At 61.2% G+C, this 13,240-nt stretch carries 9 protein-coding genes, 4 tRNA genes and 1 pseudogene; 5 read left to right on the forward strand and 9 right to left on the reverse strand.

From position 1 onward, the window contains the following. Nucleotides 1-52 precede the first annotated feature (52 nt). Both BMY68_RS28065 and BMY68_RS28070 read left to right on the forward strand, forming a co-directional pair. Nucleotides 53-2,545 (forward strand): fimbria/pilus outer membrane usher protein, encoded by a 2,493-nt coding sequence (locus BMY68_RS28065; protein ID WP_085534648.1) that lies wholly within the window; start codon nucleotides 53-55, stop codon nucleotides 2,543-2,545. Nucleotides 2,546-2,692: 147 nt separating this feature from the next. Continuing rightward, nucleotides 2,693-3,390 (forward strand): annotated as a pseudogene (locus BMY68_RS28070) (transposase domain-containing protein); the annotation flags it as partial. Nucleotides 3,391-3,422: 32 nt separating this feature from the next. Here BMY68_RS28070 and BMY68_RS28075 read toward each other — a convergent pair. The 7 genes from BMY68_RS28075 to rluD form a co-directional block, all read right to left on the reverse strand. Continuing rightward, a tRNA-Pro gene (locus BMY68_RS28075) sits at nucleotides 3,423-3,499 on the reverse strand. Nucleotides 3,500-3,592: 93 nt separating this feature from the next. Beyond that, nucleotides 3,593-3,668, reverse strand: a tRNA-Lys gene (locus tag BMY68_RS28080). Nucleotides 3,669-3,673: 5 nt separating this feature from the next. Further along, nucleotides 3,674-3,750, reverse strand: a tRNA-Pro gene (locus BMY68_RS28085). 9 nt (nucleotides 3,751-3,759) lie between these two features. Then, nucleotides 3,760-3,835: transfer RNA gene (locus tag BMY68_RS28090), tRNA-Asn, on the reverse strand. Between the two features lie 315 nt (nucleotides 3,836-4,150). Next, nucleotides 4,151-6,715, reverse strand: a complete 2,565-nt coding sequence (gene clpB, locus BMY68_RS28095) for an ATP-dependent chaperone ClpB (RefSeq protein WP_009045693.1) — start codon at nucleotides 6,713-6,715, stop codon at nucleotides 4,151-4,153. A gap of 130 nt (nucleotides 6,716-6,845) precedes the next feature. Further along, a complete protein-coding gene (pgeF, locus tag BMY68_RS28100; RefSeq protein WP_085534646.1) occupies nucleotides 6,846-7,571 on the reverse strand; it encodes a peptidoglycan editing factor PgeF in 726 nt (241 codons plus the stop codon). Beyond that, nucleotides 7,568-8,530 (reverse strand): 23S rRNA pseudouridine(1911/1915/1917) synthase RluD, encoded by a 963-nt coding sequence (gene rluD / locus BMY68_RS28105; RefSeq protein WP_007924719.1) that lies wholly within the window; start codon nucleotides 8,528-8,530, stop codon nucleotides 7,568-7,570. Before rluD ends, pgeF begins: the two co-directional genes overlap by 4 nt. Nucleotides 8,531-8,681: 151 nt before the next feature. Here rluD and BMY68_RS28110 point away from each other — a divergent pair, with 151 nt between their 5' ends. The 3 genes from BMY68_RS28110 (at nucleotide 8,682) to BMY68_RS28120 (ending at nucleotide 11,685) form a co-directional block, all read left to right on the forward strand. After that, a complete protein-coding gene (locus BMY68_RS28110; RefSeq protein WP_007924720.1) occupies nucleotides 8,682-9,704 on the forward strand; it encodes an outer membrane protein assembly factor BamD in 1,023 nt (340 codons plus the stop codon). Nucleotides 9,705-9,838: 134 nt separating this feature from the next. Beyond that, nucleotides 9,839-10,066, forward strand: coding sequence for a PP0621 family protein (locus BMY68_RS28115; protein ID WP_009045695.1), 228 nt, complete (start codon nucleotides 9,839-9,841; stop codon nucleotides 10,064-10,066). 290 nt (nucleotides 10,067-10,356) lie between these two features. Continuing rightward, nucleotides 10,357-11,685, forward strand: coding sequence for a sigma-54-dependent transcriptional regulator (locus BMY68_RS28120; protein ID WP_085534644.1), 1,329 nt, complete (start codon nucleotides 10,357-10,359; stop codon nucleotides 11,683-11,685). On the opposite strand, the gene thiO is transcribed toward BMY68_RS28120, so the two are convergent. Beyond that, complete coding sequence (gene thiO / locus BMY68_RS28125) at nucleotides 11,682-12,782, reverse strand: glycine oxidase ThiO (RefSeq protein WP_085534630.1); 1,101 nt, start codon at nucleotides 12,780-12,782, stop codon at nucleotides 11,682-11,684. The two genes, BMY68_RS28120 and thiO, sit on opposite strands and share 4 nt — an antisense overlap. A gap of 54 nt (nucleotides 12,783-12,836) precedes the next feature. Further along, nucleotides 12,837-13,238, reverse strand: a complete 402-nt coding sequence (locus BMY68_RS28130; RefSeq protein WP_007924724.1) for a type IV pilin protein — start codon at nucleotides 13,236-13,238, stop codon at nucleotides 12,837-12,839. Nucleotides 13,239-13,240 lie beyond the last annotated feature (2 nt).

A 13,240-nucleotide genomic window follows, 5' to 3' on the forward strand; every position in this document is an offset into this window, starting at 1 on the left:
TTTAATCAGGTCAGTGCCCCGGACATCCGATGCACGATCGAAAGGATTTCGCATGCCCATTTTTCAGAGAGAGCTCAGCTTCAGGATCGCCCGACGGGCGTGCGCGACCTGCCTCATGGCACTGGGGCTGGCCTCGAAGCTGTCCGCCGCAGAGGCCGAGTTCGCCGACTCCTTTCTGAAAATGGAGGGCACTCCGGTGGACCTCAAGTTTTTTGAGAAAGGCAGTGCAGTTCCGCCAGGTACCTACAGCGTCGACCTCTACCTGAACAACGTGCTGATCAAGCGCCAGGAAATCACCTTCAGCGCCGATGCCTCCGGGCAGGTCAAACCCGCCATCTCGCTCGGGCTGCTCAAAGAACTTGGACTCAACGCGGGCAAAGCCCAGCAGGATGGACTCATCGCCGCGGACGCCAAGGATGAGCAGCCGTTCGACGTCAGCGCCCAGATCACCGGCGCCGCGGTGGACTTCGACGTCACCAACCTGGCATTGCAGTTCAGCATTCCGCAGGCGTACGTCCAGCGCTATTCCCGTGGTTACGTCGACCCGTCGGTTTGGGACGAAGGCATCACCGCCTTCTACAGCGACTACCAGGCCAACTTCAACCGCAATACCAACCAGGGCAGGAAGAGCGACTACCACAACCTGAACCTGCGCAACGGTTTCAATATCGCCGGCTGGCGCTTTCGCAACGAATCCGCCTTGACCGGAGGAACCGGTACAAAAAGCGAATTCAAGAGCAACCGCAACTATCTGGAGCGCGATGTCCAGCGCCTGAAAGGCAAGCTTTCCCTGGGCGAGCTGTACACCCCAGGCGAGATCTTCGACAGCGTGCGCTTTCGCGGTGCACAGATCGCTTCGGACCTCGGCATGCTGCCTGACAACGAGGTCGGCTACGCACCCGTGATCCGTGGCATCGCTGAAACCAATGCCACCGTAGAAGTACGGCAAAACGGCTACGTGATCTATTCCGCGTCGGTGCCTCCTGGCGCCTTCGAGTTCACTGACATCTATCCCAGCGGCTCCAACGGCGACCTGCAGATCAAGATCATCGAAGCGGATGGCCGGGTACGCGAATATCTGCAGTCCTATGCCTACCAGCCGATCATGACCCGGCGCGGCAACCTTCGCTACAGCGTCACCGCCGGGGAATATCGCGTCGCCGACCAACCGTCGCCGTCGTTCACCCAGGGCACAGCCGTCTACGGTGTGACCGATAACGTCACCGGTTATGGCGGCGCGCTGCTCGCGCAAGACTATCGCGCCGTCAACATTGGTGCGGGCGTGAACTCCAGCCTCGGCGGTATTTCCTTCGACGTCACCAGCAGTGAATCGAAAACCCCGAACGGCAGGAGCAACAAGGGTCACAGTGCGCGCTTCCTGTACTCCAAGACGCTGAACGCCACCGATACCACCTTCACCATGGCCGGCTACCGCTACTCCACCGAAGGCTATCGCAGCTTCAGCCAGCATGTGGACGACCTCATGTATCAGGAGCGTGCCGGCTTCAGCGCACAAAAGAGCCGAATCAACCTCCGGGTGAACCAGAGCCTGTCACAGCGAGGCTCGTTGTACCTCAGCATGGATGAAACCAACTACTGGAATCAGCAGGGCCGTACGCGCAACTGGCAATTTGGTTATGGCAGCAGCGTTGCCAACGTCAGCTACAACCTGGCGGTGTCACGCACCCAGAGCGATCCCATGAACGGTGGTTCGGATACGCAACTCACCGCCAGTGTCAGCATGCCACTGGGAGGCCGGGGTAGTTCTCACCGCCTCTCCAGCAACGCCATCAGCTCGAGCAAAGGCGATTCCTCGCTGCAGTCGAACGTGTCCGGCTACCTGGACGACCAGGCGACCCTCAGCTACTCGGCACAGGCAGGCCACAGCAAAAGAAACGGCAGTACGGCCGGCGCCAGCCTGGACTGGGACACCCCCGTCGCCAAGCTGCGTGGTGGCTATAACCAGGGCCGTGACGACAAACATATCGACCTGGGCGCATCTGGATCGCTGCTGGTGCACAGTGGTGGCGTTACCCTCGGCCAGCCGCTTGGCGAGACTTTCGGCCTTCTGGAAGTTCCGGATGTCGACGGCGTCGGTGTATCCGGCTGGAACGCCGTTCGCACCAATGGCAAGGGTTACGCGGTGGTGCCCTATATGCAGCCTTATCGCTACAACTGGCTGAACCTGGATACCCAGACCCTGGGTACCGACACCGAGATCAACGAAACCTCCAAGGTGCTGGTGCCAACCCGTGGCGCCATCGTCAAGGCCACCTATGCCGCACAGACAGGTCGCCGCCTGCAATTCGTGCTGCGCGCGGACAAGGGCGATCCAATCCCCTTCGGCGCCCAAGGCTACGACGAACAAGGCAAGCCCCTGGGCATGGTCGACAACCTGTCGCGCCTGCTGGTCTTTGGTGTTCCCGACCAGGGCCGGCTGGAGATTCGCTGGGCCGAAGGCAGCTGCATGGTGGACTACAAGCTCCCCCCAACAAACAAGGAACTGGCTTACGAACGCGTGGACGGCCTTTGCCGGGTCTTGTGAGTACCGTAAACGCCCTTCGCAACGAGGGGCTGGCCACGGACACAGGCGATCACTCCCACATCAGGTTAATTGTCATGAGCTAAGCATTTGAGCTCATGCCGGGCTTTCTAGAAAATCCGATGCCAGACTTCTGGCATCGGATTTTTTATATCTGCTCAACAGAACCTGCTCGACCTCGGCGACCTTTTCAACGTCTGCGACATATCCCCATAGAGTGAATGGCGTCTGCGCTGAATCTCTCCAGCCAGGTAACCCTTCGCCGACATTGTCTGCCCACCGATCAAGTGCTTTGGCGGGTGCTCGGCGTGGCGTTATTTCGTGACGAGCCGGTTCATGAGGTGGCCAGACATTTGAATATCCGCGCCCAAGGCCTGGCTTCTGACCATTTGCTGGCTCGCAGCAGGCAACCGAAGCTCGTAAACGGCTCGGCGCCGGTCCTGTTGAGTGGTTATTGCGCAAGACCGGGCAACCATTGGGATATAGAGCGCTATAACGATGATGCCAGGCATGACCTGCCGGTCTTTGTAGTGGACGGTGCGCTGTTGCGCATTGTGGACGCCCGAGCGTTGAGATCACTTCGGCTCGGGAAACACTGCAAGCGACCATCAGACACCGTTTCCTATGCTGCGCCTGGTGGCGCTGATGAACGTGCGTTCGCATGTGATCCTGGATGCACAATGAGCCCTTACCGACGCAGTGAAATGCGTTTGGCCGACGAGTTTTGCAGCAGATTCCCGACCACTCGGTGACGCTGCTCGACAAAGGGTTCTGGGGCGCGGAACTGCTGTCGAACCTGGGCAGAACCGGCAAGACACAACCGGCACCAAATTCCGGGCAAAAAAAATCCCCGTATCTTTCGATACGAGGATTTTCAGTATGGTCGGGGTAAGGGGATTCGAACTCCTGACATCCTGCTCCCAAAGCAGGCGCGCTACCGGACTGCGCTATACCCCGGTAAAAAAAAGGCACCTTTTAAAGGCGCCTTCTGCGAACAGAGCTTTTGGCGTCTGATCTTAAGATTCGATTCCAGCGAACTGGTTTCAAAAATGGTGGGTCGTGTGGGATTCGAACCTACGACCAATTGGTTAAAAGCCAACTGCTCTACCAACTGAGCTAACGACCCAAATATGGTCGGGGTAAGGGGATTCGAACTCCTGACATCCTGCTCCCAAAGCAGGCGCGCTACCGGACTGCGCTATACCCCGGCTTGAAATTGGCTCCGTGACCAGGACTCGAACCTGGGACCCAATGATTAACAGTCATTTGCTCTACCGACTGAGCTATCACGGAACTGAACATTTCAATTTTACAACTTTTACAGCAGGCTTTTATTTCTAGAAGCCTCCTCGTCGACTTGGTCCGTATCGCTACGTTCATGTCTCTGAGGCGCGCTATTCTACAATCTTAAAAACCTCTGTCAACCCCCTAAATTGCTTTCAAGACAATGATTTGCAACTTATTTCAGTTTTTTCCTCAGGGAGGAAAAAGCCTTGGGGCGACGTACTGCGGGGCGCACTTTACAAGCCTTTGCCTTACAGTTCAACGCCCTATGCAAAAAAAGGCCTCGCAATGCGAGGCCTCCTTCACAACGACGCCCTATCGGGCTCAGGTGAAGACGATTTCGTCGTTTTCCACCTTGGCCGTCACAGTGGCCCCCGGCAGGAAACTGCCGGACAGAATCAACTGCGCCAATGGGTTCTCGATCCAGCGCTGGATCGCCCGTTTCAGCGGACGCGCGCCATAGACCGGGTCGTAACCCACGGCAATCAGTTTGTCCAAGGCCTCGCCACTCAGCTCCAGCTTGAGCTCGCGCTCGGCCAGGCGGCTGCGCAGGCGTCCCAGCTGGATCTCGGTGATGCCGGCGATCTGATCCCGGGCCAGTGGCTCGAAGATCACCACTTCGTCGATCCGGTTGATGAACTCCGGACGGAAATGGGTCGACACCGCATCCATCACCGCCGCCCGCTGTGCTTCGCGATCCCCCACCAGCTCCTGGATCTGCGCCGAGCCCAGGTTGGAGGTCATGACGATCACCGTATTACGGAAGTCCACGGTACGCCCGTGGCTGTCCGTCAGGCGACCATCTTCCAGCACCTGCAGCAGGATGTTGAACACGTCCGGATGGGCCTTCTCGACCTCGTCCAACAGGATCACCGAATAAGGCTTGCGCCGCACCGCCTCGGTCAGGTAACCGCCCTCCTCGTAGCCGACGTAGCCTGGAGGCGCACCGATCAACCGAGCCACGGAGTGTTTCTCCATGAATTCGGACATATCGATCCGCACCATCGCCTCTTCGGTATCGAAAAGGAATTCGGCCAGCGCCTTGCACAACTCGGTCTTACCCACACCGGTCGGGCCGAGGAACATGAACGAACCACTTGGCCGGTTCGGATCGGACAACCCGGCGCGAGAACGCCGCACTGCGTTGGCTACCGCCACCACGGCTTCGTCCTGGCCAATGACACGCTGGTGCAGCAGGCTTTCCATCTTCAGCAGCTTGTCGCGCTCGCCTTCGAGCATCTTCGACACCGGAATACCGGTCCACTTGGACACGACTTCGGCGATTTCCTCTTCGGTCACCTTGCTGCGCAACAGCTGGTTCTCGCTTTGGCCGTGCTGGTCGACCATCTGCAGGCTGCGCTCCAGGTCCGGGATCACCCCATACTGCAACTCGGCCATGCGGTTCAGGTCGCCTTTGCGGCGCGCGGCTTCCAATTCCTGGCGGGACTGCTCGATTTTCTGCTGAATCTGCGCCGAACCCTGCACTTCGGCTTTCTCCGAGGTCCAGACTTCTTCCAGATCGGCGTATTCGCGCTCCAGGCGGGTGATTTCCTCCTGGAGTTTCTCCAGGCGCTTGATCGCCGCTTCGTCGTCTTCTTTCTTCAGAGCCTGGGATTCGACCTTCAGTTGAATCAGGCGCCGTTCCAGGCGGTCCAGGACTTCCGGCTTGGAGTCGATCTCCATGCGGATACGGCTGGCGGCTTCGTCGATCAGGTCGATCGCCTTGTCCGGCAGTTGCCGGTCGGTGATGTAGCGATGGCTGAGCTTGGCCGCGGCAATGATCGCGCCATCGGTGATCGCCACCTTGTGGTGCACCTCATAACGCTCTTTCAGGCCGCGCAGGATGGCAATGGTGTCTTCTTCGCTCGGCTCGTCCACCAGGACTTTCTGGAAACGCCGCTCGAGGGCCGCGTCCTTCTCTATATATTGGCGGTACTCATTGAGCGTGGTGGCGCCGACACAGTGCAGCTCACCCCGGGCCAAGGCTGGCTTGAGCATGTTGCCCGCATCCATCGAACCTTCGCCTTTACCGGCGCCGACCATGGTATGCAGTTCGTCGATGAACAGAATGATCTGCCCTTCCTGCTTGGACAGCTCGTTGAGCAGGGATTTCAGGCGCTCTTCGAACTCGCCACGGTATTTGGCGCCAGCGATCAGCGCCCCCATGTCCAGGGACAGCAGGCGCTTGCCCTTCAGGCCATCCGGCACTTCGCCGTTGATGATGCGTTGGGCCAGGCCTTCGGCAATCGCGGTTTTACCCACGCCAGGCTCACCGATCAGCACCGGGTTGTTCTTGGTCCGACGTTGCAGCACCTGGATGGTCCGGCGGATTTCGTCGTCACGGCCGATCACCGGGTCGAGCTTGCCGTCTTCGGCGCGCTTGGTCAGGTCGACGGTATATTTATCCAGGGCCTGACGCGACTCCTCGACGTTGGCGTCATTCACCGCCTCGCCGCCTCGCAGGTTATTAATGGCGTTTTCCAGCGCTTTCTTGCTGACGCCCTGCCCCAGCAACAATTTGCCGAGCTTGCTGTTTTCGTCCATGGCCGCCAGCAGCACCAACTCGCTGGAGATGAACTGGTCGCCTTTCTGTTGCGCCAGGCGATCGGCCTGGTTCAGCAAGCGCGCCAGATCCTGCGACATGTTCACGTCGCCGGTGGGGTTCTGGATTTTCGGCAAGTGGTCGAGCTCTTTGCTCAGTTCCTTGCGCAGGCTGTTCACGTCGAAGCCCACTTGCATCAGCAGCGGCTTGATCGAGCCGCCCTGCTGTTCGAGCAGCGCCTGCATCAAGTGCGCCGGCTCGATGGCCGGATGGTCGAGGCCGACCGCCAGGGATTGAGAATCGGATAATGCCAGCTGAAGCTTGCTGGTTAATCGGTCTATACGCATTAGTCACCTTCCTTTTGAGCAGGTCGGAGCGATAAACACACCTAAATAGAGAAACCTGCCAGATACCCCTGTAGATGCGGTCGATTCTGGAAGATTCAAGCCTTGCGAGCTTGACACAGGTCAGAAGAGTCTAGCGTTCCAGCCAGATCAGGGAAGCGAAGCGCCCGGTGCGCGGGCTGCGGCGGTAGGAATAGAAACGCGCATCGCTCACGGTGCAGAAACCGCCACCATACACAGCGGTGACGCCGCATGCCGCCAGGCGCAAGCGAGCCAGCATATAGATATCAGCCATGAGTTTGCCGGGGTTGTGGCTCGGCACAAAGGCCTGTTCGGTCTGTGGCAAGTGCCGGACGAAAGCCTCACGCACTTCCGGACCGACCTCGAAGGCTTGCGGTCCAATGGCTGGCCCCAGCCAGACCAATACATCTTCTGGCGCGACTTTCAGGCTATCGAGCGTCGCTTCCAGCACCCCGGCCGCCAGCCCACGCCAACCGGCATGGGCCGCTGCCACCCGAGTACCGGCACGGTCGCAGAACAGCGCTGGCAGGCAATCGGCGGTCATGGCGCTACAGGCAATGCCGGGCGTGGCGGTCCAGCTGGCATCGGCGGTGGCGACGACGGACGGATCCGCCTCGACCACATCAATACCGTGAACCTGTTTCAGCCAGGCTGGCTTTATAGAGAAACGATCGGTCAGGCGACGGCGGTTTTCGGCCACCGCCTCTGGGTTGTCATCGACATGATCGCCCAGGTTGAGGCTGTCGAACGGCGCCAGGCTGACGCCGCCCGCACGGGTGGTGACGCAGGCTTTGACCCCGGCCGGCGCGGGCCAGTCAGGAATCAGCCAGTCACTCATCCGACGAAAGCCTCGCGATCCTGCTTGAGCAGGGTCAGCAGCCAGACGAAATCTTCCGGCAGCGGCGATTCCCAGCTCATGCGCTCGCCGGTGGTCGGATGGTCCAGCTCAAGGAACCGCGCATGCAGCGCCTGACGCGGGAAGTGCTTGAGGGATTCGACCATGGTCGGATTCGCGGCGGGCGGAATGCGGAAACGGCCACCGTAGGCCGGATCGCCGACCAATGGATAGTTGATATGGGCCATGTGCACACGAATCTGGTGGGTCCGCCCGGTTTCCAGTTTCACCCGGACGTGGGTGTGGGAACGGAAACGCTCCAGCACGCGGTAGTGGCTGACGGCCGGCTTGCCGCCTTCCATCACCGCCATGCGCTGGCGTTGCTGACCGTGACGGCCGATCGGGGCGTTGATCTTGCCACCGGCGGTGACCACGCCGATCACGATGCATTCATAGATGCGGCTGACGCTGCGGCTCTGCAACTGGGCAACCAGCTGGGTCTGCGCCTGGATGGTCTTGGCCACCACCATCAGACCGGTGGTGTCCTTGTCCAGGCGATGCACGATGCCGGCGCGCGGCACGTTGATGATGTCCGGGACATGGTGCAGCAGGGCATTGAGCAGCGTGCCATCGGCGTGACCGGCGGCGGGGTGGACCACCAGGCCGGCAGGCTTGTTGATCACCAGGATGTCGTCGTCTTCATAGACGATATCCAGTTCGATGTCCTGAGCGATCCATTCTCCCTGAGCTTCCTGCTCGGCGGTCAGCTCAAGAACCGCGCCGCCATGGACGATGTCTCGCGGGCGGATAACCGCTCCATCCACAGTCAGGCGGCCGTCTTTGATCCAGGCGGAAAGGCGCGAGCGCGAGTGCTCAGCGAATAATTGGGCGGCGACTTGATCGAGGCGTTGGCCGCCCAGTTCGGACGGCACCTCTGCGCGAAGTTCAATTTTATCGGACATGCTCAGACTAGGCGTCGGCACAGCCTTTGGTTTCGGCTGCGCGCTTGTGGTTAAATACGGCGTCTTTTGCCCCGAGGCTTTTCAACGGGGCGCTCATCATAACAGGACGGCCCCGCCCAAGACAGCGGCCGTCATAGGGACGCAAGCCGCCATGCAAGTGAAACACCTGCTGCTGATCGCCATCCTCGCACTGACCGCTGCTTGCTCATCGAAGGAAGTCGTTGACGAAAACCTGAGCGAGGTCGAGCTGTACCAGCAGGCGCAGACCGACCTCGACAACAACAGCTATACCAGCGCCACCGCCAAGCTCAAGGCCCTGGAGTCGCGTTATCCGTTCGGTCGCTACGCGGATCAGGCACAGCTCGAACTGATCTATGCCAACTACAAGAACGCCGAGCCGGAGGCCGCCAAGTCCGCCGCCGAGCGCTTCATCCGCCTGCACCCACAACACCCGAACGTGGACTACGCCTACTACCTCAAGGGCCTGACCTCCTTCGACCAGGACGTCGGCCTGCTGGCGCGCTTCCTGCCGCTGGACATGACCAAGCGTGACCCGGGTGCCGCGCGCGACTCCTACAACGAGTTCGCCCAGCTCACCAGCCGTTTCCCGAACAGCCGCTACGCGCCGGACGCCAAGCAGCGCATGATCTACCTGCGCAACCTGCTGGCCTCCTACGAAATCCACGTGGCCGACTACTACCTGACCCGTCAGGCCTATGTAGCCGCCGCCAACCGTGGCCGCTACGTGGTGGAAAACTTCCAGGAAACCCCGTCGGTGGCCGATGGCCTGGCGGTGATGACCGAGGCTTACCAGCGTCTGCACCTGGACGAACTGGCCGCCACCAGCCTGGAAACCCTGAAGCTCAACTACCCCGATCACCCGACCCTGGTCGACGGCCAGTTCGTGCCACGGGTCGCCGAGGCGGACAACCGCTCCTGGCTGAGCAAGGCCACCCTGGGCCTGATCGAGTCCCGTCCACCGCTGCCGCCGGGAGAAACCCGCGCCAACCAGGACGTGATGAAGCAATACCAGGACGCCAAGGATGCGATTCCGGCCGAGCTCAAGCCTAAAGACGCCAATGGCGACGCTGTCGAAGAAGAACAGCATGAAGCCGAAGGCAACAACAGCGACCGCTCGTGGTTCAGCTACATGACCTTCGGCGTGTTCGACTGACACCGCCGCGGTCACAAAAAAGGGAGACTTTCGAGTCTCCCTTTTTTTGTCCGTGGATTTCAGCGCTGATTGCACTGTGCGCCCGGCATGAGCTTGGCTAAACTGCCGGTTCCTCACTCACATAGCTGGCTACCATGCTTCGTCTACTGTTCTGGATCGCCCTGATTGCCGCTGCGGTATGGCTCTGGCGCAAATTCAAGCAGCCCGCCTCCGGCACCGCTGCGCCCCGCGAACCCAGCACCACGCCCATGGTGCGCTGCGCCCACTGCGGCGTGCACCTGCCCCGCGACCGGGCGCTGCCCCTCGAGCAGCAGTGGTATTGCAGCCAGGCGCACCTGGAGCAAGGCCCGGTATCCCGCTAGCACCAAGCCCCGACCGGCAGCGGTGCTAGCAACGGCGAAAGCCCGCTGCTAGCACCGCTGAATAATTCGCTACAAAAAATCCACCGTTTCAGCATCGTCCCGCTTCTAGCCGGCAACCCTCGGCAAATCGGGGCTATTACCCTGCACATCATCCTGAACCCGACCAAACCACCACACCCCACCCGGCCTTGAGTAGGGCGAACGAGTTCAAGCCTGCCTAGACTTCACGACACGCCAGGATGGCGGGTGCTCCCGCACCTCTTTCGCTCACGGATGAAGCAGTAAGCGGCATGAGCCCACGACAAAAAGTCTTGATCGTCGATGACGATCCAGGCATTCGCGAATATCTGGAAATCAGCCTCGGCCGGATGCAACGTCATACCCGCAGCGCCCGCACCCTGGGAGAAGCGCGTCACTGGCTGGCCCGGGAAGGCTTCGACCTGTGCCTGAGCGACCTGCATCTGCCCGACGGCACGGGGCTGGAATTACTCGAGCATATCCAGTGCCGCCAGCTGCGAATGCCGCTGGCAATACTCAGCACCTGCGCCCGCCAGGAAACCGCGGTCCACGCCCTGAAGGCCGGCGCCATCGACTTCCTGAGCAAGCCCGTGGCCCTGGCGCGCTTGCGCGAGCTGCTGAATGGCGCCCTGCCCGGATCGACACCACCGAACCCTGCTACCGGTCCATTGCTCGGCGATTCGGCCGCCATGCACAAACTGCGCGGACAAATCGGCAAACTGGCCCGGAGCCAGGCCTCGGTCTATATCAGCGGAGAGTCCGGAAGCGGCAAGGAACTGGTCGCCCGCGCGATCCACGACCTGGGTCCTCGGGCCAGACACGCCTTCGTGCCGGTCAATTGCGGAGCCATCCCACCGGAACTGATGGAGAGCGAGTTTTTCGGCCATCGCAAAGGCAGCTTCAGCGGCGCTATCGAAGACAAGCCCGGCCTGTTCCAGGCAGCGCACGGCGGCACGCTGTTTCTCGATGAGGTGGCCGATCTGCCGCTGGCGATGCAGGTCAAATTGCTCCGCGCACTGCAGGAGAAGGCGGTACGTTGCGTCGGCGGGCAACAGGAGGTCCAGGTCGATGTGCGCATTCTCTGCGCCACCCACAAGGCGTTGCTGGCGGAAGTGCATGCCGGGCGCTTTCGCCAGGATCTCTACTACCGCCTGAACGTGATCGAGTTGCTGGTGCCAGCGCTACGGGCGCGCAAGGCTGATATCGAACCCTTGGCCACCGCCATTCTCGAGCGCCTGGCGCAGGGTAACGGCCAACAACTGGCACGGCTTCAGCCAAGCGCGCTGCAAGCGCTCCAGGGCTACGACTTTCCCGGTAACGTGCGCGAACTGGAGAACCTGCTCGAACGGGCGCACACCCTGTGCGAGAACCGGCGGATCGAAGCACGCGACCTGCGCCTGACACCAAACGGCGCCCACCCGGCCATCACGCCCGGACCGGCACAGGTGATCAACCTTGAGAAACATCTGCAAGAAGTCGAGCGCCGACTGATCCTCCAGGCCCTGGAGCACACCCGCTGGAACCGCACGGCGGCGGCCCAGCGCTTGAGCTTGTCGTTTCGTTCGATGCGCTACCGGCTGAAGAAACTCGGCCTGGATTAAATTCGCCCACTGGGCGCATAAGGCGCCGGATCGATGATCGGCTCCCGGCCCAGCATCAGGTCGGCGAACAGCTGGCAGGACGCTGGCGCCAGGACCAGACCGTTGCGGTAGTGCCCGCAGTTCAACCACAGCCCCGCCAGCCCCGGCACCGGGCCGATATAGGGAATGCCCTCTGGCGAACCCGGACGCAAGCCCGCCCAATGCCCCACCACCTCGGCCTGCGCCAGCGCCGGGATCAACTCGATGGCCGAAGCCTTCAGGCTTTCCAGGGCCGATAAGGTCGGGGTCTTGTCGAAGCCTTCGTGCTCCAGGGTACTGCCGATCAAGATGTGGCCGTCGCGCCGGGGAATCGCGTAACGCCCCTTGGCCAGGACCATGCAGGAAAGAAAATCCGACGCGCACTTGTAGAGGATCATCTGGCCTTTGACCGGCTCCACCGGCAACGCCAGCCCCAGGCTCTGGAGCAATTCGCCGCTCCAGGCCCCTGCCGCCAGCACCACCTGATCGCCACGGATTTCGCCCAGGGAGGTCTGCACCCCGAGCACTCGCTCACCTTCGCGGATAAACCCGCTGACTTCGCACTGCTCGTGAAGGGTCACCGCCGGCAGGGCCGACAGAGCGGCCTTCAGCGATTTGACCAGGCGCGGATTGCGCACGTTGGCCACGTCGGCCATGTAGATCGCCCGCGAAAAACCGCCGCCCAGCACCGGCACCGCGTCATGAGCCACCGAGATATCCACAGCGCTCAATGGCCGCTGTTCCCGCCGGGCCCAGGCCAGCGCTTCGGCCTCATCGTCGAGGTCCAGCCAGTACAGGCCGGTGGTGTGCACTTCAGGATCGACACCGGTCGTGGCAAACAGGCGTTCGGCCAGCTGTGGATAAAAATCCTGCGACCAATGCGCCAGCGCGGTGACCGCCGGGCTGTAGCGCCAGGGGTACAGCGGCGAGACGATCCCGCCGCCGGCCCAGGAGGATTCCTGGCCGACATTCGAGCGTTCGAGCACCACCACCTGCTGCCCGGCGGACGCCAGGTTGAACGCGGTCAGCAGGCCGATCACTCCACCGCCGACAATCACCACTTGCTGTTGCTTTGCCATAGTCCAGTCCAGGAAATGAAAACACCGGGCGCCGCCAGCGCCCGAGAAGGTTGTTCAGCGCCCCCAGCAATCCTTGCTGGTCACCCCGTCGGCCATATTGTTGTTGCCCATGGCACCGGTGTGGCTAAGGGTGAACTCGCCGCATTTGTCGCCGGCCATCATGCTCTCGGTTTTCGGCGTCGCGGTCAGGGTAAAGCTCTGGTCGGCCAGGACTGGCGTGATGCTGTAGTCGTCGTTGCCGGCGCTGAGGCCCGGAGCGTTGCTGTAGACACCGCCCTTGGAATGAAACCGCTCGAGGCTCTGCGCCTGTTCCGACAGCAGGCCGGCGATTTGCGTGCGATGGGTTTTCTTCACGTACTCGGTGATGCTGGGCAGGCTCAGGGTGACGACGAGCCCGATGATCGCAATCACGATCATGATTTCGATCAGGGTAAAACCTTGGTTGGATCTACGCATGC

It is taken from the genome of Pseudomonas sp. NFACC41-3, assembly GCF_900109505.1.
In the GTDB taxonomy this organism is placed as follows: Bacteria; Pseudomonadota; Gammaproteobacteria; order Pseudomonadales; family Pseudomonadaceae; genus Aquipseudomonas; species Aquipseudomonas chlororaphis.